General features: G+C 53.8%; 18 protein-coding genes. 7 read left to right on the top strand and 11 right to left on the bottom strand.

What is annotated here, in order from left to right; translation table 11 throughout:
* The first annotated feature begins 207 nt into the window (after nt 1–207).
* Genes pyrF through AACZ40_RS11700 form a run of 3 tightly spaced genes read left to right on the top strand, consistent with a single transcriptional unit; the run spans nt 208 to nt 2,812 of the window.
* Nucleotides 208–1,149 carry an orotidine-5'-phosphate decarboxylase gene (pyrF, locus tag AACZ40_RS11710; RefSeq protein WP_291174238.1) on the top strand — a complete coding sequence of 314 codons (942 nt, stop codon included), beginning with the start codon at nt 208–210 and terminating at the stop codon, nt 1,147–1,149.
* Nucleotides 1,146–1,781 (top strand): DNA-3-methyladenine glycosylase, encoded by a 636-nt coding sequence (locus tag AACZ40_RS11705; RefSeq protein ID WP_291174240.1) that lies wholly within the window; start codon nt 1,146–1,148, stop codon nt 1,779–1,781. Before pyrF ends, AACZ40_RS11705 begins: the two co-directional genes overlap by 4 nt.
* Nucleotides 1,782–1,810: 29 nt before the next feature.
* Nucleotides 1,811–2,812, top strand: a complete 1,002-nt coding sequence (locus tag AACZ40_RS11700; RefSeq protein WP_291174242.1) for an oxidoreductase — start codon at nt 1,811–1,813, stop codon at nt 2,810–2,812.
* Nucleotides 2,813–2,872: 60 nt separating this feature from the next.
* On the opposite strand, the gene AACZ40_RS11695 is transcribed toward AACZ40_RS11700, so the two are convergent.
* Nucleotides 2,873–3,670, bottom strand: a complete 798-nt coding sequence (locus tag AACZ40_RS11695) for an aldolase/citrate lyase family protein (protein WP_291174243.1) — start codon at nt 3,668–3,670, stop codon at nt 2,873–2,875.
* A gap of 63 nt (nt 3,671–3,733) precedes the next feature.
* Complete coding sequence (locus tag AACZ40_RS11690; RefSeq protein WP_291174245.1) at nt 3,734–4,078, bottom strand: cupin domain-containing protein; 345 nt, start codon at nt 4,076–4,078, stop codon at nt 3,734–3,736.
* 482 nt (nt 4,079–4,560) lie between these two features.
* On the opposite strand from AACZ40_RS11690, the gene AACZ40_RS11685 reads away from it, so the two are divergent.
* Complete coding sequence (locus AACZ40_RS11685) at nt 4,561–5,664, top strand: mandelate racemase/muconate lactonizing enzyme family protein (protein ID WP_291174247.1); 1,104 nt, start codon at nt 4,561–4,563, stop codon at nt 5,662–5,664.
* Between the two features lie 267 nt (nt 5,665–5,931).
* Here the strand turns inward: AACZ40_RS11685 and AACZ40_RS11680 are convergent, their stop codons facing one another.
* A complete protein-coding gene (locus AACZ40_RS11680; protein ID WP_291174249.1) occupies nt 5,932–6,348 on the bottom strand; it encodes a hypothetical protein in 417 nt (138 codons plus the stop codon).
* Between the two features lie 377 nt (nt 6,349–6,725).
* On the opposite strand from AACZ40_RS11680, the gene AACZ40_RS11675 reads away from it, so the two are divergent.
* Nucleotides 6,726–8,624, top strand: a complete 1,899-nt coding sequence (locus AACZ40_RS11675) for a CocE/NonD family hydrolase (protein ID WP_291174253.1) — start codon at nt 6,726–6,728, stop codon at nt 8,622–8,624.
* An 86-nt stretch (nt 8,625–8,710) separates the two neighbouring features.
* Here the strand turns inward: AACZ40_RS11675 and AACZ40_RS11670 are convergent, their stop codons facing one another.
* The 3 genes from AACZ40_RS11670 to AACZ40_RS11660 all read right to left on the bottom strand — a co-directional run bounded on the left by AACZ40_RS11670 (nt 8,711) and on the right by AACZ40_RS11660 (nt 11,124).
* Nucleotides 8,711–9,646, bottom strand: a complete 936-nt coding sequence (locus AACZ40_RS11670; protein WP_291174254.1) for a DUF1559 domain-containing protein — start codon at nt 9,644–9,646, stop codon at nt 8,711–8,713.
* Between the two features lie 78 nt (nt 9,647–9,724).
* Nucleotides 9,725–10,168 (bottom strand): hypothetical protein, encoded by a 444-nt coding sequence (locus AACZ40_RS11665; protein WP_291174256.1) that lies wholly within the window; start codon nt 10,166–10,168, stop codon nt 9,725–9,727.
* Nucleotides 10,169–10,419: 251 nt separating this feature from the next.
* On the bottom strand, nt 10,420–11,124 hold the full coding sequence (locus AACZ40_RS11660; protein ID WP_291174258.1) for an ion transporter: 705 nt from the start codon (nt 11,122–11,124) through the stop codon (nt 10,420–10,422).
* A 355-nt stretch (nt 11,125–11,479) separates the two neighbouring features.
* On the opposite strand from AACZ40_RS11660, the gene AACZ40_RS11655 reads away from it, so the two are divergent.
* On the top strand, nt 11,480–11,923 hold the full coding sequence (locus tag AACZ40_RS11655; RefSeq protein ID WP_291174260.1) for a hypothetical protein: 444 nt from the start codon (nt 11,480–11,482) through the stop codon (nt 11,921–11,923).
* Between the two features lie 69 nt (nt 11,924–11,992).
* The gene (locus tag AACZ40_RS11650) at nt 11,993–12,922 is read left to right on the top strand and encodes a DUF1559 domain-containing protein (protein ID WP_339674498.1); all 930 of its coding nucleotides are present in this window, start codon (nt 11,993–11,995) and stop codon (nt 12,920–12,922) included.
* Between the two features lie 118 nt (nt 12,923–13,040).
* Here the strand turns inward: AACZ40_RS11650 and AACZ40_RS11645 are convergent, their stop codons facing one another.
* From AACZ40_RS11645 to AACZ40_RS11625, 5 genes are all read right to left on the bottom strand, one after another.
* Nucleotides 13,041–13,397, bottom strand: coding sequence for a hypothetical protein (locus AACZ40_RS11645; RefSeq protein ID WP_291174264.1), 357 nt, complete (start codon nt 13,395–13,397; stop codon nt 13,041–13,043).
* Between the two features lie 309 nt (nt 13,398–13,706).
* Nucleotides 13,707–14,210 (bottom strand): hypothetical protein, encoded by a 504-nt coding sequence (locus AACZ40_RS11640; RefSeq protein WP_339674496.1) that lies wholly within the window; start codon nt 14,208–14,210, stop codon nt 13,707–13,709.
* Nucleotides 14,211–14,306: 96 nt separating this feature from the next.
* Nucleotides 14,307–15,233, bottom strand: coding sequence for a TIGR01777 family oxidoreductase (locus AACZ40_RS11635; protein ID WP_339674494.1), 927 nt, complete (start codon nt 15,231–15,233; stop codon nt 14,307–14,309).
* Nucleotides 15,234–15,405: 172 nt separating this feature from the next.
* The gene (locus AACZ40_RS11630; RefSeq protein WP_291174269.1) at nt 15,406–16,071 is read right to left on the bottom strand and encodes a GAP family protein; all 666 of its coding nucleotides are present in this window, start codon (nt 16,069–16,071) and stop codon (nt 15,406–15,408) included.
* A 161-nt stretch (nt 16,072–16,232) separates the two neighbouring features.
* The gene (locus AACZ40_RS11625; protein WP_339674492.1) at nt 16,233–17,207 is read right to left on the bottom strand and encodes an alpha/beta hydrolase; all 975 of its coding nucleotides are present in this window, start codon (nt 17,205–17,207) and stop codon (nt 16,233–16,235) included.
* Between the last annotated feature and the right edge of the window lie 238 nt (nt 17,208–17,445).

Genomic DNA, 17,445 nt, shown 5'->3' with positions numbered 1-17,445 from the left:
ATGTGTCAATGAGAGTTCATACGACTCTGTAAATGCGGCAAGCCGCGTCCCTGGCACATCGTTCAGTAAAAACTCTCGTCCCGCTCCGGAATTCGAAAAGCGGTATTGTTCCATTGTCGGCTTATTTTAGTATGATTCATGAAAGAAATCTGACACCTTCACAACAGCACAATACACCTAACCTGAATCACTGAAAGCAGTTACCAGATGCATCATTTTTCCGATCGACTCAACGCCGCCATCCAGAAGAAGAAAACCCCCGCCCTGGTCGGCCTCGATCCCCGCTTTGACTGGCTGCCCGCCGACATCGTCAGCAATGCCAGTAAAAACAATCACACCCAGGCGGAGATCGTCGCGGCTGCCTTTGAAGAGTTCTGCCTGCGGATCATTGATGTCGTCGCCCCCCTGGTCCCCGCGGTCAAACCACAGGCTGCTTTCTTCGAAGAATGGGGGCCCGCCGGCTGCGCTGCCCTGCAGCGCGTCATTCAGAAAGCACGCGAATCCGGGCTGGTCGTCATCTGCGATGCCAAGCGGGGTGACATCGGTTCCACAGCGGAAGCTTACGCCCGCGGCTACCTCGCAGGAGAAAATCCCGACTCCGCCATCTGGGCCGCCGACTGCCTGACGGTGAATCCCTACCTGGGCAGCGACACGCTGGAACCGTTCGTGAATGTCGCCGTCGAACGGGGCGCCGGCATCTATGTTCTTGTCCGCACCAGTAACCCCGGTGCCGGCACGTTTCAGGATCGCAAAACAGACGGCACGAATCTCTATGAATGTGTGGCCGCCGTCGTGGAAGAACTGGCACTCAAAACCAAAGGCAAGGGACACTACGGCTCCATCGGTGCGGTCGTCGGTGCCACTTATCCCGAAGAACTCAATCAACTGCGTGCCCTGATGCCACACACGCCCCTGCTCGTCCCCGGTTATGGCAGCCAGGGCGCAGGGGCCGGCGATGTCGCAGGTGCCTTTGATGAACAGGGACTGGGCGCTATCATCAACAGCTCGCGAGGCATCAACTTCGCGATCCGCAAAGCACCCTACTCGGAAAAGTTCGCTCCCCAGGAATGGGAGCAGGCAGTCGAAGTTGCTACGATCGACATGATTGCCGATCTCGCAAATCACACCCCCGCCGGTAACCTGCAATGAATGACCACGCCGCAACATTCCTGAAAGCGTCAAAGCATCTGAGCAAGACAGACCCGCTGCTGAAACCAGTCATCACCAGCATCGGCCCCTGCCCGCTCAAACCGTATCGCTACCGCTTCGCACTCCTGCTGCGCTCGATTGTCTCGCAACAGATCTCCACATCCGCTGCCCGTACGATCTATCTCCGACTGCACGCCTTGACCGGCAAAGGACAGCCGACAGCAGAAAAAATCATGCAGCTCTCACACGAGCAGCTCCGTTCGGTCGGCCTGTCCAATCAGAAAGCAACCTACGTGCGTCATCTGGCCGAGATGGTGATGCAGAACAAAGTCAGACTGCATAAATTGCATCTTCTGAGCGACGAAGATGTCACCAGCGAACTGATCCAGGTCAAAGGCATCGGCGTCTGGACCGCGCAGATGTTTCTGATGTTCGGCCTCTGCCGTCCCGATATTTTTCCCCACGATGACCTGGGCATTCAGAACGGGATTCAGAAAATCTACGAACTGAAAACCCGCCCCGACAAACAGACCTGCATTGAAATCGCAGAACGCTGGCAACCGTATCGCACCGTCGCCAGCTGGTATTGCTGGCGCATCCTGGAAATGGAAACGCCCGACGGCCCCTGGTAACAGAACACGACAAACAGAAAGACGTCACCATGCAGAACACCGTCTCCTGCTTTCTGGTCAACAAAAACGAACAGAAGGAAATCACGGCGGGTCTGCAGACCATACCGTCCGCCGACCTCCCGTCAGGTGATGTGACGATCCGCGTCGTCTATTCTTCCATCAACTATAAAGACGCCCTCGCTGCGACCGGGCATCCGGGTGTCGTGAGAAACTTCCCGCATATCCCCGGCATCGATGCTGCCGGCTTTGTCGTCGATTCACAGTCCGATCAGTTTGCTGTCGGCGATGCTGTCATTGTCACCAGTTACGAACTGGGTGTTGAACGCTGGGGCGGCTGGTCTGAATTGATTCGCGTTCAGCCCGAATGGGTCGTCCCTCTGCCCGCGGGACTGACATTGAAAGAATCCATGATCCTCGGCACCGCCGGCCTGACCGCTGCCATGTGTGTCAACAGCCTGATTCAGCACGAGATCCCTGTCGATGCAGGAAGTGTGCTTGTCACCGGTGCTTCAGGGGGAGTCGGCTCCTTCGCTTTGTCCCTGCTGAAACGCGTTGGCTTTCATCCGGTGGCGGTCACGGGGAAACCTGCCGCGGCCCTCCGCCTGATTGAACTGGGGGCCCGCGAAGTCATTGGTCGCGATGAACTGGAAGACGATTCCCAAAAACCGCTGCTCAAAGCCCGCTGGTCCGCCGCCATCGACACGGTAGGTGGTCCGATGTTGAGTCACGTCATTCGCTCCCTTCAACCAAACGGCTGCGTCGCCGCCTGTGGAAACGCGGGCGGAACAGAACTCGACCTGACGGTCTTCCCCTTTATTCTGCGAGGCGTCACGCTGGACGGCATCGACTCGGCCTGGTACCCGATCCGGAAACGCACGGCGCTCTGGCAGAAACTGGCGACCGACTGGAAACTGCCCGACCTCGACTCCCGCGCGGAAGTCATCACGCTGGAACAGGTTCAACAGACCGTCAACGCGCTGCTCAAAGGAGAACACCAGGAACGCACGATCATTCAGGTCAGCGCGGAGTAAACTAAAAAAGCGGCCCCGCATCTCTGCAAAGCCGCTTACTGTTTTCAAACTCTGGCTCCGTTAATAGCGGGCCAGGTCGGCTTCTTCGGCCTTGAGATTCAAACCGCTGACAATTCGCTGGGCATCATTCAGCATGAATTTCACTTCACTGCCACACGCGATAAATCGCCAGCCTTCTTCGATCCGCTGCTGTACGGCTTCGACCGTCTGCACATGCAGGCCGACAGGGGTCCCGGTCTTCTTACCGGTTTCCAGAATCTTCTGCAGCATCGCTTCCAGTTCATCGGGGGCAGGATGCACGCCGGTCTTTTTACTCATCTGGAAGGTCAGGTCATTCGGCCCCACGAAGATCGCATCCACGCCGGGCAGGCTGTAAATTTCTTCCGCATTCTCCACACCTTCGGGAGATTCGGTCTGCAGAATCACCAGGATCTCGTCGTTGGCATGTTTGTAATAATCGCCGGCCGTCGCATCGAAATTCATGGCATGCAGTACGCCCCCTACCGAACGGTTCCCTTCGGGAGGATACTTGACCGCATCGATCACGGTTTTCGCCTGTTCGACGGTGTTGATCATCGGTGCAACAATTCCGTGTGCCCCGGCGTCGAGCGCCCGCTTGATCAATTCGTATTTTCCCAGCGGAACCCGGCACAGAGGCACACAGCCTGCATCTGCAATCGCACCGAACAGATGTGCGGCCTGGGACCAGTCGATGGGAGAGTGTTCCATATCAACAGTCAGCCAGGGAAAGCCCACGCGCGCCATCAGCCGCGTCATCATGATATCTCCCGATGAGAGCCATGTTCCTACCTGGGGTTTCCCTTCACGCAACGCTGCCTTGACCGGATTTTTTTTCATCAGTCTGTGTTTCTTTTCTGTAATCGATTGGAAATAAAGGTGTGCTGAAAACTGTTGTTTACTTCAACCATTCTCGACAGGCTCATAGTGGATTGCAAGCCAAACGCTTTCCTGATCGGCAGCCGTCGCTTCCACCCGGTGGCGACAATGCGGGGGAATGTTCACCGCATCCCCGGGAACCAGCGATCGTCCCCCGGTTTCCCCCTCAAATCGCAGTACCGCCGAACCGGAGAGTAAAATTACCCACTCCGCATGCTCCTGATCGTACCACTGCCCTTCCCGCGTTGACTGCCCGGTCGAAACAATCCGCTCCACGCGGCAGGACTTGCCTCGAAACAGTTCTTCGAACTCTTCTCCCTCGGGCAGCGTTTCAAAGGGTGTTAACAGGTTATTGATTTCGGGAATCATGGCGGAATCTTACTGGAATCGAAAGAAGACGGAGCAGAGCCGTGGTCTACCTACTTTACGGGAGAAGAGCCGACACAACAACCGTAGCCAATGTGCATTATTACAGGAAACCCAACCCGTTTCGATTCGATCAACAATCAAAAGCGGGGTGGCCTCGAATGAAATTCGAGGTTGTCGAAGTCAACAGGAAACTGACAGAGCAATCGCGCGATCTGAATGAAAATTTTCCGATCCACAATCATTATGCGCTGGAGATCAAACAAAGGTGACCTATTCAGGAAAGCAACACAAACAGTTTCCTGCTCGCTGCGCTCGGCCCGAATTACATTCGGGCCTACCCCTTCTTTCTTTAGGCTCCTTCAATCCCATCATGATCACTGGCATCAGTTTGTGTATTCATCAATCTGCTTGTCGGCTTACCGGGGAAGTGATAGCATTGCATTCTCGCCGACAACCGATTCACTTGCCTCTGGAGAAACACCATGAAAATCACAGGCGTTGATACGTTTCTGGTAGATGTTCCCCTGCAGACTCCCGTTTCTCCGTACCAGTCGCGGTACATCTCTTCGCTGACAACGGGCGCGCTGTTGATTCGTCTGGAAACCGATGCGGGGCTGATCGGCTGGGGCGAAACTCCGCAACGGCTCTCCTTCCAGAATGCCACCAGTTTTACCGGAGAAGAAGCCAGCTACTTCCGCCCGATTCTACTGGGCCAGGATCCCACTGACATCTCGGCTCTCTATGCTGACTGGGGCATCGAAGAACCGTATCTGCAGTCGCTGGTCGAGATGGCCTGCTGGGACCTCCTGGGCAAGCAGGCGGGGCTTCCCCTGCATCGTCTGCTGGGCGGCCTGTATCGGGACCGCGTGGAAGTCACCTGCTGCATGGGGATACGCAACCCGGAAGAAGCCGCCGCGATCTCGAAACATTATGTCGATCTCGGCTTCTCCACACTCAAAACCAAAGCGGGACGTTCGCCGGAAGAGGATCTGGCAATGGTCCGCGCGATCCGCGAAGCGACGGACGACCGGTTGAATCTCCGCATTGATCCCAACATGGGCTATACACCGGAAGTGGCTCTGCAGCTGGCCCGCGATCTGGAACCCTATGACCTGCAATACTTCGAACAGCCGATGCACAAAGATCTGCTGCAGGAATCCGCCGAGATCCGGAAGTTGACCACGACGCCCCTGGCACTGAATGAATCGGTGACTACCATGGAAAACGTCCGTAAGATCTTAGAACTGGACGCCGCCCAGTATCTGCTGCCCGACACCTACCAATGTGGCGGCATCTGGGCCGTCAAACTCGTCGGCGAAGTCGCGGCTTCCGCTGGCGTCCCCTGCATCTTCCACTGCGCCCACGACCTGGGTCTCCGCACCGCCACCATGCTGCACATGGCCGGTTCGTCCCCCAATTTCCCCCTCGCCAACGACTGCACCTATTACAGCCTGGAAAACGACATCATCACCGAACCGTTTGAAATCGAAGCAGGCACGATCGCAGTGCCGACGAAACCGGGACTGGGTGTGGACATTGATGAAGCGATGTTGAAGCGATATCTGGTGAAGGGTTCGGCGGATTGATTTCCCGGTTACTATGTCAAATCAGGGGTGGCCCCGAATGCAATTCGGGGTTGTCGGAGACAACAGGAAATTGACAGGGTAAACCAGCGAATTTAATTTTAGTTTACCTACCACATGTTGTGAGAAGTTTGAGAGCAAACCAGGGGCTCTGTATTATGCAGGTAACACTGTCAGTTTCCTGCTCGCTGCGCTCGGCCCGAATTACATTCGGGCCCACCCGGTGAAGCGTTCGGCCAACTGAAGGATCGCGACCTCAATCAGAAATGATTACGGTGCATTCAGTTGCTGAAGACGATAACCCAGCTGACTGGTCTGCAGACCGTCAATGTAATAAACGCGGGGGCCTGGCCCATAGTGAAACTTGAGCTGTGGACCATCGATTCCCAGGGTTTTCTGGAGTCGTTTCTCTGCTGTTTTCCGGGGATAATGTTTCCGCAAATCGATCAGTCCATTTTGGGATTCCCAGCTTTCAAAGCTCGGAAATTTTGGCACCATAATTCGCTGCCCCGATTTTGAACTCTGCTGCCAGCCTTTCAGAATAAGGGGAGCCGGATGTGGTTTCACAGCAGCCACCGGGGCCTCCAGCTGCTTTATTTCTGGTTTCTCTGCTCGGACCTCTGTTGAAATCAGGCCGACCAGAGCCAGTAACATTCCTGCCAGTAAATTAAAAGAAGTTTTTCGCATCGCTCTGATTCTCCTCTGAGAAAAATGACCTGTGCCTGCAGGTACGAGGCGGGATTTTATGCCAGAACAGAATTACAGGCAAGATCCGTTTCGACAGAGAGAAGGGATCAATCACCAGGAAACAGGTCAGAGAACATCTTCAAAATCGAATGGTTTCCCTGCGACCTCCTGTTGTCCCACGACAACCTCGAATTGCATTCGAGGTCTCCCCTGATTTGACATTCATTCCAGGTTCAGCGCCTCTTCCATTGATTGACATCCCTCACCATTCCCAGTAGCCTGCAAAGACAGGGTTAACTGCAACAACCCCGTCACCTGCCTGAGTTTTCGGCAATAACCACCGCTGAAATAACAACCGATTTTAGAAAGCATGCACCATGACTTCCCGCTTTGTTTTTCGTTCTCAGCTGCGGCTGATGATTTCCGGTTTCCTCTGCTGCCTGCTCATCACCTCAACTGCGTTTGCCGCCAGTGGTCCGTATGCGGTCGAAGTGCGCAAGAACGTGATGGTCCCCATGCGGGATGGTGTGAAGCTGGCGACCGACGTTTACCTGCCCGTGGAAGATGGTGACGTCCTCGATCAGAAACTCCCCACCATTCTGGAACGCCGACCTTACAACAAAGACGGCTGTAAATCCTCGGGTACCTATTATGCTTCCCATGGCTACGCCTTCGTCGCCCAGGACACACGCGGCCGCTATGCCTCGGAAGGTGTCTGGCATATGCTGACTGATGACGGCGTCGACGGAGTCGATACCGCGGCCTGGATCGGGAAACAACCCTGGTCGAATGCAGAGATCGGTATGATCGGCACATCCTATGTCGGCGGTACACAGCATGCACTCGCGATGGAAAAACCGCCCGAACTGAAAACCATCATCCCCGTGGATGCGATGTCCAACCTGGGTTATGCCAGCATGCGAAACGGCGGCGCGTTTGAACTCCGCTTCTGGAACTGGATCTATCTCAACGCCGGCAAAGGCAGCCGTCAGTCACATGATCCCGGCACCGCGGCCGTCCTCAAGGAAATGGCAGAGAACCGCATGAAGTATCTGTTTCAGCTTCCACTTCGCAAAGGGACGACGCCGATGCAGCTGGCGTCTGAATACGAAGACTGGCTCGTCGCGGGCATGCAACATGGCGCCAACGATGATTTCTGGAAGCAGAACAACATCATCGATTACCCCGAACAGTACAAAGATATTCCCGTGTACCTGGTGAGTGGCTGGTACGATTCCTGGAGCAGCAATAACACGGCCAACTTCCAGGTGCTCTCGAAAACCATCAAAGGTCCCGTGTATATGATTATGGGCCCCTGGATTCACGGTCGGCAGGGATCCTATTCTCACGGCCAGGTCGACTTCGGCAAAGAAGCCGCCATCGCCGATCCGCTCGCCTGGCGAAAGGAATGGTACGATCACTGGCTCAAAGGCATCGATAACAGTGTCGGCACCGCTGCTCCTTTCGAAACACCCGTCCGCATCTTCGTGATGGGCACCGGCGACGGTTCCAGAACACAGGACGGCAAACTTCAGCATGGCGGCTACTGGCGCAATGAAAGCGAATGGCCGCTGAAACGTACTGTTTACACGAAATACCATCTGCAGCCGGCAGGCGGACTCTCCACAGAAAAACCGGAAACAGAAGAGGCTGCGACGACCTTTCTGTTTGATCCTGCCAACCCGGTCCCTACGATTGGCGGCAATATTTCCAGCGGCAATGATATTCTCGTCCAGGGTGGCTGGGATCAGAAAGGGAGTGAACACATCTGGAACTGGACGCAGCCCGTTCCGCTCTCCGCCCGCAATGATGTGATCGTCTTTCAGACTGAACCGCTGGCAGAAGATCTCGAAGTGACGGGCGAACTGAAAGTACAACTCTGGATCTCATCCGATGCGAAAGACACCGACTTCACCGCCAAGCTGATCGACGTATATCCGCCGAGCGCTGACTTCCCGGGTGGCTTCGACCTCAACATCGGCGACGGTATCATTCGCACCCGCTTCCGTGATTCCCTCAAGACCGAGAAGCTGATGGAGCCGGGCGAAATCTATCCGGTCACCATCAAACTCTATCCGACTTCGAATGTCTTCAAGAAAGGGCACCGCATCCGCGTTGATATCTCCAGCAGCAACTTCCCCCGCTTCGATATCAACCCCAACACGGGTGAACCTTTAAATGACAACCGCCGCACACAGACGGCGAATAATACGATCTATCACGACGCGAAACATCCCTCGCACATCGTGTTGCCGGTGATTCCGGCGAAGAAGTAAGCGCGTGACTGTTCATGAAAAAATAACGGCCAGAGAACCTGGGATCCTCTGGCCGTTTCTATTTTTACAATTAGCGGTTAAGCGACTTAGTATTCGCCGACCACATTACCGTCTGCTTTGTTTCCCAGGTCCTGCCAGGTTCCCAGGTGAATGTTCTCTGAGATGAAGCGAATCCGCCCGTCGGCAAACAGCGTGTGCACGCCACCCACGTGCTTGCTGCGCGAACCTAAGAGGGCAGTTCCGCCTGTGCTCTGGGCACATTCCATCAGATCCGAGTTGGGTCCGATCAGCGTCGTGTAGCTCCAGGACCACATGGACTGGGCGTAAAACCAGGAATAGCCGCGCAGTCTCTGATTGGCTGTCCCGGTACAGACGGTGCCCGAAGTCGCGTTGATGCCGGCATAAGGATGGCCCACCACACACTCGGAAGACAGCATGGTATTGGAGGTCCCGTCTTCAATGTCCTTGATCTGGGTCTTGCTGTTCAGGAACATGACTGAGCGACCGTTGTTCTGATAGGTCGAACCGCCGGCGGCATAACTTCCAGTATTCGCGGTAGAGGTCACATAGTTGGTGGGACCGAAGCTGGATTGTCCAGTCTTACCCCGGTTACCGGGATCACTGGGGCAGCGATAAGCGGGGATTTCATAAGCCCGGGCTTCGGTGTTGGCAGTGCCGCCACTACCCGGTTCCACATTCCAGTCGATCTTATTAAACAGGGGTGCCTGATCCATATAAGGCAGAATCCGGGCCTGCCAGTTAATCATATTGGTATTCCATTCCTCGGCAGCCCCCTGACGGCGGACCATGGCGGGGGGAAAGGTGCGAAAGGTATCGTGATAGTTATGCAGCGCCAGACCGATCTGCTTCAGGTTGTTTTTACAGCTGGAACGGCGGGCCGCTTCGCGTGCCTGTTGCACAGCCGGCAGCAGCAGCGCAATCAGAATGGCGATAATGGCAATAACCACCAGCAGCTCAATTAATGTAAATCCCTGGCGACGCTTCAGAAATAATGCTTTCATAGTTTTGATTGATCCATCTGAATATTGAATGAGAAAAAAAGAACATCAGTACGCGGAATCCGTACTGGACGAAAATGACTATTTGGCTTCGAGTGCAAAGTCGGCGGTATTCTCGTCCGCTTTGACTTCGTACTTCAGAGTTGTTTGTGTGTTGTACCGGGCGGGAATGTACTGCTGCATGATTTCGGTTTTTACGCCGTCCGATTCCTGAAACTTACCCGTTTTGCGGGTCGCATTAATCAGGACTTTGTTATTGCCGACGGCGGGACCCGCTTCAGCAGTGAGGGAGTAGTTTCCGTCTTTGATTAACGCCTGTGCCAGCTTGCCACGCACCGGTTTACCGGCTGCATCGACATCGGGCACAAACTGGATACTCCCCTCGGGCAAAGGTTTGCCATCGAAGGTCACCGTACCGGAGATAGCGGCGCGTTCGATGTGCTCGGCAGAGCCACCAAAACAGCCTGTCAGGGTCAATGCGCAGAAAAACAGCGCAACGGAATTCTTTCGCGAAACGGGGAACATAGCGAGCCTGTCTGTTCAATCAATTTCGAAATTCAGTTGTTGGGTTTAGAAAAGCAATCGGTCTGAAATCTCAGCTGACAACTTTGACCGAAGGGTCCGAATCGGGAGGGTTCCATGTGATTCGATAAGGCAGGTATCTGAGGTATGATTGTTTCCATCCGGGCTGAATTATAAGTGAGCAGGGTACCCGTTCACAATGAAAAACAGCCAAAATAACGATACAGAAGAGAGGTCGCCTGTGAACAGCCTGATCAATCTTCCAGCTCCCGGGCTTTGGAAAGTGCCGACGCCACCAGGCCTGCCGGAATGGAAACGATCCCCAGACCGACGACAAGAATACAGAAGGTAAACATTTTACCCCCTGCTGTCACAGGATAGATATCACCATAGCCGACTGTAGTCAGAGTCGAAACTGCCCACCACAGACTGTGAAAGACAGAGCTGAATTCGTCGGGCTGAGCCGGGTTCTCAAAGTGATAAATGCCCACTGCTGCCAGGTAAAGTACGATCAGGCTGGCAAACAGAAACAACGCCAGCTCTTCTTTGGCGATCAGGAATGCGCGATGAAATCGCTTTGCCGCAGCACTGTAACGAGCCAGCTTCAAAATACGAACCAGCCGCAGCAGGCGAAAGGATCGCAGCGACCTGAGATCCAGTCCGGTACTGAGATAAAACGGAAGGATTGCCAGTAAGTCGATGATCCCGAAGAAAGAGAAGATAAAGCCAGTCTTGTCAGAGGCAACCAGCACGCGCGCCAGATACTCGACAGTAAAGATGATTATACTCATGAGTTCGATGACATGCAGTGTGGCTCGACTTTCCTCTGAAAGGTCAGGCAGTGTCTCGATGGAGAAGCTGATCAGCGATACCACGATGATCGTTTGAATCGCCAGATCAAATGCTCTACCTGATTTTGTGTCTGAGTCTTCGATGATCTGTTTTAACTTCTGCAGCATTTTTTCTCTCCCGTTCCCTTCCGATTGACCTGCCTGCCAGGAACAGATGTAACCTCATTCCTGCCAGGCTCGCAACTTGATGACGTCCTCACGGTATCTGAGACACAATCGATATAGCACATCGGGGCTGCAACAAATTTTCATAATTTTTTGAAATCCCGCGAACAGGAAACACATAAGGGGGGTTAGATAACATAGAATTGCTGCGACACAATACCTGCCCGGCGTAAGCCCGGATCACCCCCTGATCCTCCGGAAGACGCTCTCAGACCCGCTTTCTCAATCAGCCAGTCCAGCAGACTGCTTTCCTTAATCCTCTACGAATCTACTTCCGTTTATTGAGTACCAACTCACCATGCTGCCTGTTTCCCGTTCGACTGTTTTTTTGCTGACTTTAATCGCCTGGACGCTGAGTGGCTGTTCTGGTGTTTCGAAGGATGGACTGGAGCGCGCGGCTGTTTCCGGGACTGTCAGTCTGGACGGCGAGCCACTGCCCGAGGGGAGTATCCAGTTTATTCCGGACCTCGATGCGACAGGCCAGCGGATTCATGGGAAAGCCGTTCAGGCCGTGATTACCAACGGCGTTTATTCGCTGGAGGCAGCCCAGGGACCGGTTGTGGGTGCGAACAAAATTCTGATCAATGCAACCCGGAAGACAGGGAAGTTCCAGAACTTTGATGGCGTAAAAACCGAAATCATGCAGCAGTATATTCCTGCAAAATACAATGCTGATTCCACGCTGAGGTATGAAGTGAAAGCCGGCAAGAACACGGCTGATTTTTCTCTCCAGACCCGCTAGCGATATTTTCTGCAGACTGATGATCTGACCGATCATTTTTTTTAATTCTTACCAGGGAACACTAACATTATGAAAACTGCCTTTCTGAAGCGCCGCCAGGGATTTCCTTTAATTGAATTGCTGGTGGTCATTGCCATCATTGCCATCCTGATCGCGCTGCTGCTGCCGGCTGTGCAACAGGCACGCGAAGCAGCCCGCCGTTCCACCTGTAAAAATAACCTGAAGCAGATCGGTCTCGCGCTGCATAACTATCACGATACCGCGCTCACGTTTCCCTCCGCTCATGTGCGCACCGTTGCGAACAGCTGGCTCTCAAGCCAGATTGGCTGGCAGGCCCGCATTTTACCTTACGTCGATCAGGCGAACCTGTACAACATGATCGACTGGAGTATCCAGCCTGATAATACCGGAACGGCAAATATGACAGCCATGAAAGAGGAACTGCCCGTCTTCCGTTGCCCCAGCGATCCCGGCAGCCGCGGCACCACCGGCCAGCCTGCGTATGGCCCCACTAACTATGTGGTCTGCTCGGCACAATACGGCGGTTTTTCAGCCGGTGGGACAGACTTTGCGAACAACGGGAGATCCGTCATGTTCCTGAACAGCGCCACCCGCATTCGTGACATTACCGATGGAACATCCAATACGATGATCGCATCGGAATGTAAAGTGGGTCATCCCTACGCGAGTGCCAATGCCACTTCAGGAACCGTCTGCACCGGTACCGCAAACCAGTTACTTCGCGGTTACACCTGGTTCTGGGGACAGTCGATGCATATGTGGAGCTACTCTACACTGGTCGGCCCCAACACCGACTTGCTGGAATGCTCCAGTGGAACCGGCGGTCCGGCTCTGATGGGTGCCCACAGCCAGCACACGGGTGGCGTCCATGTACTCTTCGCAGATGGACGGATTCAGTTTATTTCCGAAAACATCAACCTGGGAACCTGGCAGGACCTGGGGCACAAGACGGACGGCAATGTGGTCGGCGAATACTAAGCCACTTAACCGAAAAAAATGCGGCCAGTGGAAACAAAAACCACTGGCCGTTTTTTAATTTTCGGTTCCGATAATCAGAACAGGGTTTTGGCGGCTGAAGCTTTGAATCAAAGCAGACTCAGCTGCATTGTTCTGCACCACGCGTGATGCCCCCTAAATCTGCTGCCAGCCGATCAGCGATCAGACGGCACACATCGGAGCACTCCGCGAGACCTTCGACAATAATTACTTCAGGAACATCTGCAGCCTGCAGACCCAGTTCCTGCAATTCTTCGTGGCATTCAAACACAACGTTTTCTGTCGGCTGAACGTCGACGGTAATGATCAGCTGATTTTTAGTCAGCTCCCAGTGCCGGTCCTCTGTCGAACCAGAGACATCCCCTTCCTGATCGTTGAGAATGCGTTCCACAGTGGCGACCTCTGAATCACCGAGCGCGCGTTTCAGAAAAACCCGACTCGCAGTAATGATCGACATACTTGTCCTCTCCCTAAAATGTTCAATCAATCGTCTCATCGGAACAGCCGCTCTGATACTTTCTGATCAGAACACCTCTTGATAGAAACTCTGTTGCTGTTCCAGACTAAAGTATACTAAGTTAAGAGACGATTGTCGCCAGAAAAACAGACATTCATAAAAAGCCGTCAATATGTCGCGGGCTGGGCTTGCACTGAAATGCACTTATGCTAGTTGGTGTTTCTTAAGTCGAACTGGTCTTTCCTCAAAGAAAACCTGGCAGCACAATCGAAAACAGACTGGGAAACAGATCTGTAGAATAACCTGAATTCAATTTCTGTCCGGTTCTGCTTTCTCTACAGGTGCAGGAGACATCCAGGTTCGCTGCAAATCATCTTCGAATATCAGTTGTTTTTTGCCTGTATACTGGATTTCTTTCGACATCATTTTTTGCTGAGACGATTTGTCGATTTTTGTTTTTTCGAAATGGTAGTGATCGCCTTGCTCGTCCGTCTTCAGATACGTCCACGTCACCTTGACACTTTCATCCGGTTGACCAGTTCCCAATGTCGCTCCATGCGTGACGGTGGTGTTGGCAGAAGTTTTCTGAGGACTGAATCTGGTTGAAGACGATGAACCTGCCTGGAGATTTTCCATGTTCACGATGACCGGTCGGTACACAGGATCCAAGAACTCTGGTGGCGATTTTACCTTCTCAGGCCGCACTGAACTGTCTACTTCTACTTTATCAGACACATCTTCAACAGTCGTTGTTGATGAGTCGCAGCCCAATAGGGACATCAAAAAAAGGAGTGACAGCGTTTGATATTTCATCGATCGTTTCCTCGATAGTTTGTTCGTCGTTGAACTCTCCCGTTGGGATACTTCCATGTTAATCGCAATGTGGCTTACTTTCTTTGTCTTTTCCACTTATTTTTTTGCATAAATATCGCGGAGCGCGGACTCCAGATCGGGAAAGGAAAAATCGAACTCTTCTTCCCGCAGGCGGCGCGAGACACAGTAGCGGCCATACAGCGCCAGTTCCGGATCGGTCCGCATCAGCAGTGGCGCCCCGATCCGTACCATCCAGCTTGCCGCGGGCAGGCCGATGGGCATCTTGAATGCCCGTCGCAGTTCGCGCATGAATTCGGCATTCGAAACCGGTTCCGGAGCGGTTGCCAGGTAAGCCCCCTGCATGCTTTCATCGGTGATGGCGCGATAGAAGAGGCGATTCATATCCAGCTCGTGAATCCAGCTCATCCCCTTCTGACCACTGCCCACTGTGCCTCCCAGCCCCCAGCGAACGAGTTTACTCAGTCGCGACAAAGCACCTCCATTGCGGCCCACCACAAAACTCGTTCGCAAAATCACCTGACGCATCTCGGGCAAAACCGCTCGCGCAAAAGCGGCTTCCCACTCGCGTGCCACAAAGGGAGCCAGACCGTAACCGAAGGCGGAGTCTTCATCACAGACGCACTCCGGCGGATCGCCATAGCGATGGGCCGTCGACATCTGCACCCAGACCGGTGGCGGCGTCTGAATCTTTCGCACCGCCTTGCCCAGTACTTCGGTTGCTTCGACCCGCGAGCGTAGAATTTCATCACAGTGATCGGGGGTTTTGATACAGTCCACGGTCCGTCCTGCCAGGTTCACCACCGCAGCCGCTCCCTCCAGTTCCCTGCACCACTCACCCACGCCACGGGCATCCCATCGCACAAACCGCCACGCACCCTGCCGTTCTGGCTGTTGTCGTGATAGCACTACAACGTCATAGCCGAATTCAGTTAGGTATTCCGCCAGGTTTAATCCCAGAAATCCACTGCCTCCGGCGATCACAACGCGATTTGTCGTTTGCATACTGACGGACTTTGTATAGAAATATTTTACTGCTGTTAATACCGATACGGCACACCGGGAATCTCAAAGATATCAGACTGATCTTTGCTGATGTATGCTCTCAGGGCATCTGGTGAGACGGAATTAGAAGTCAGAGGATTCTATCATATACGATGTAACAACCGGAAATCTATTAAAACATCTCGTATCCGGTCACAAAATAAATCAGCGAGTCGACGATCAGAGCCAGGCCGACCAGCGTCAGTAGAATGGGCATGAGAAAATTGCTGATGCTCACAAGCCAGGTATTGATTTTGCGTAAAATATCCTGACTCTTCTGCCCGGAAGTCGCGATCAGAACGGGAACCAGAACAAATGGCAGGGCATAGAGCACATTGTACGCCGCCAACACCCCCAGCGCTGTCACTGGTGACAGGTCGGCCTTGAGCATTTGATCCAACGCCGCAAAATAAGGGAGCGCGAAGGGCATGCCCATGAAACTGACCACCGCCCCCAGTCCGATCGCCTTAAGTGGAGTCATTGTTCGAGTCTCTGCAGCCTGTTCTGTTTTTTCTGTTTTCCAGGACAGGTAGCCCACCCAGAGCAAAATCACTCCTAACACAAAGCCGATGATGTAATCGATCAACTGCGGATGCGACAGATGATCGGAGATCTGTTCGATGCCCAGTGCAATCACAATCCCCGCCAGATAATAAGCCAGAGTATGCCCCAGCAGGACGGCGCAGCTGTTGATTACAGGACGATCGGTACCAGCGGCATAAACCAGAAAGGCAAATAATACGGGGTTGACGATATCCGCAATCAGAATCGGAACCAGGGTCATCCAGAGTTCGAACACAGACTCACATCCTTTTGAAGTCTAATACAAATAAGCAATCGTAGCCTGATCAGTGACCAATGGAAGCTGCTACGATGAATCTCTCGACCAATTCAGCTCAGAACTTGAATCTGTTGACTGGCCTTCGCGTTATTTTACTTTCCAGGGAATCTGTATCATCTTTACTGCATGTGATCATGCATAAAGGCAAAAGCCCGCCGGTAAGCGTCGTCAATCAGTTTCGGATCGCCGCCCGCCAGGCCGTGTTCGGCATTCGGGATCGTCACCAGTTCATGTTCGACGCCCTGCTGCTGGAACCGCTCTGCCATCAACGTCGACTGTTCGTAAGGCACATCGGTGTCTTTCGTGCCATGCACCATCAGCGTGGGAGGATACTCTTTCGTCACATTCTTGATGGTCATATAGGGATCAAACTTTTCCGGTTCGCTGTGATGGTCCCAGCCGGAGACCGCATTTGGCCAGATTCCCTGCTGTCGACAGTACTGATAGAAGGCGCCGCGCTCTTTTCTGCTCTCCCGTGAATCCGCAATCGGCGCTGTACCGACCTGCTGATATGCTTCTGCTTTCGTCAGTTTCGTCTGATGTCGTGCATGCGGACTGGGCTTACCGATCCAGTCGCCAATCAGATCGCCGTACCCCCAGAAAGGAACAAGGACCGTTGGCCTGGGTTTCGCCCGGTAGCCGGCGATCATCGTCAGACAGCCTCCCGCCGATCCTCCCGAGACGGCGACCTTGCTGGTATCCACGTTGAACAGTTCCGGCCCCTTTTCCTGCAGCCAGGTGAATCCGTCTTCCAGGTCCGCAACGATTTCCGGCAGTTTCGTTTCGGGGGCGAGACGATAATCAAACGAAACCACCGTGTAGCCGGCGTTCAACATGTCCTGCAATACGCGACCACTCACGCCCCCTCGATGCCCGACGATCAGCGCTCCGCCGTGAAACCAGACCATCACGGGCCGCGTTTGATTATCGTCGGCCCGGTAGACGTCGGCTTTGATCTCCAGGTCACCTGCTGTTTTATAGGTGAAGGTTTTGACTTTGGGTTTCGCTGCTTTTGCATACGTGAGTTCCGGTAACCACAGTGCCGAGGCAGCACAGAGACCCAGCATCTGACGGCGATTGAAGACTTCTGACATGAGTGGTTCTCCTGAAGAATCAAAATCGGCACTGCATCCAAGATAGCAGATCGAACCGTCCCGAAGCAAACTTGAAAACATTATCGGGCAGAAAAACAGACCAGCAGCACGATCAGCGCCAGCAATGACCTGAGCCCCGCCATGAAGACCGGCCCGACGCCTTGATTGCCCAGTTTGATCACGACCTGGTTGACAGCGCGAACGATCGCGATCCCGATCAGGGAGGTCGCGCCAAACG

Source organism: uncultured Gimesia sp. (assembly GCF_963972345.1).
Lineage (GTDB): Bacteria > Planctomycetota > Planctomycetia > Planctomycetales > Planctomycetaceae > Gimesia.
The sequence above is the reverse complement of the archived record's forward strand: the minus strand, read 5'-3'. Positions and strand labels throughout refer to the sequence as shown.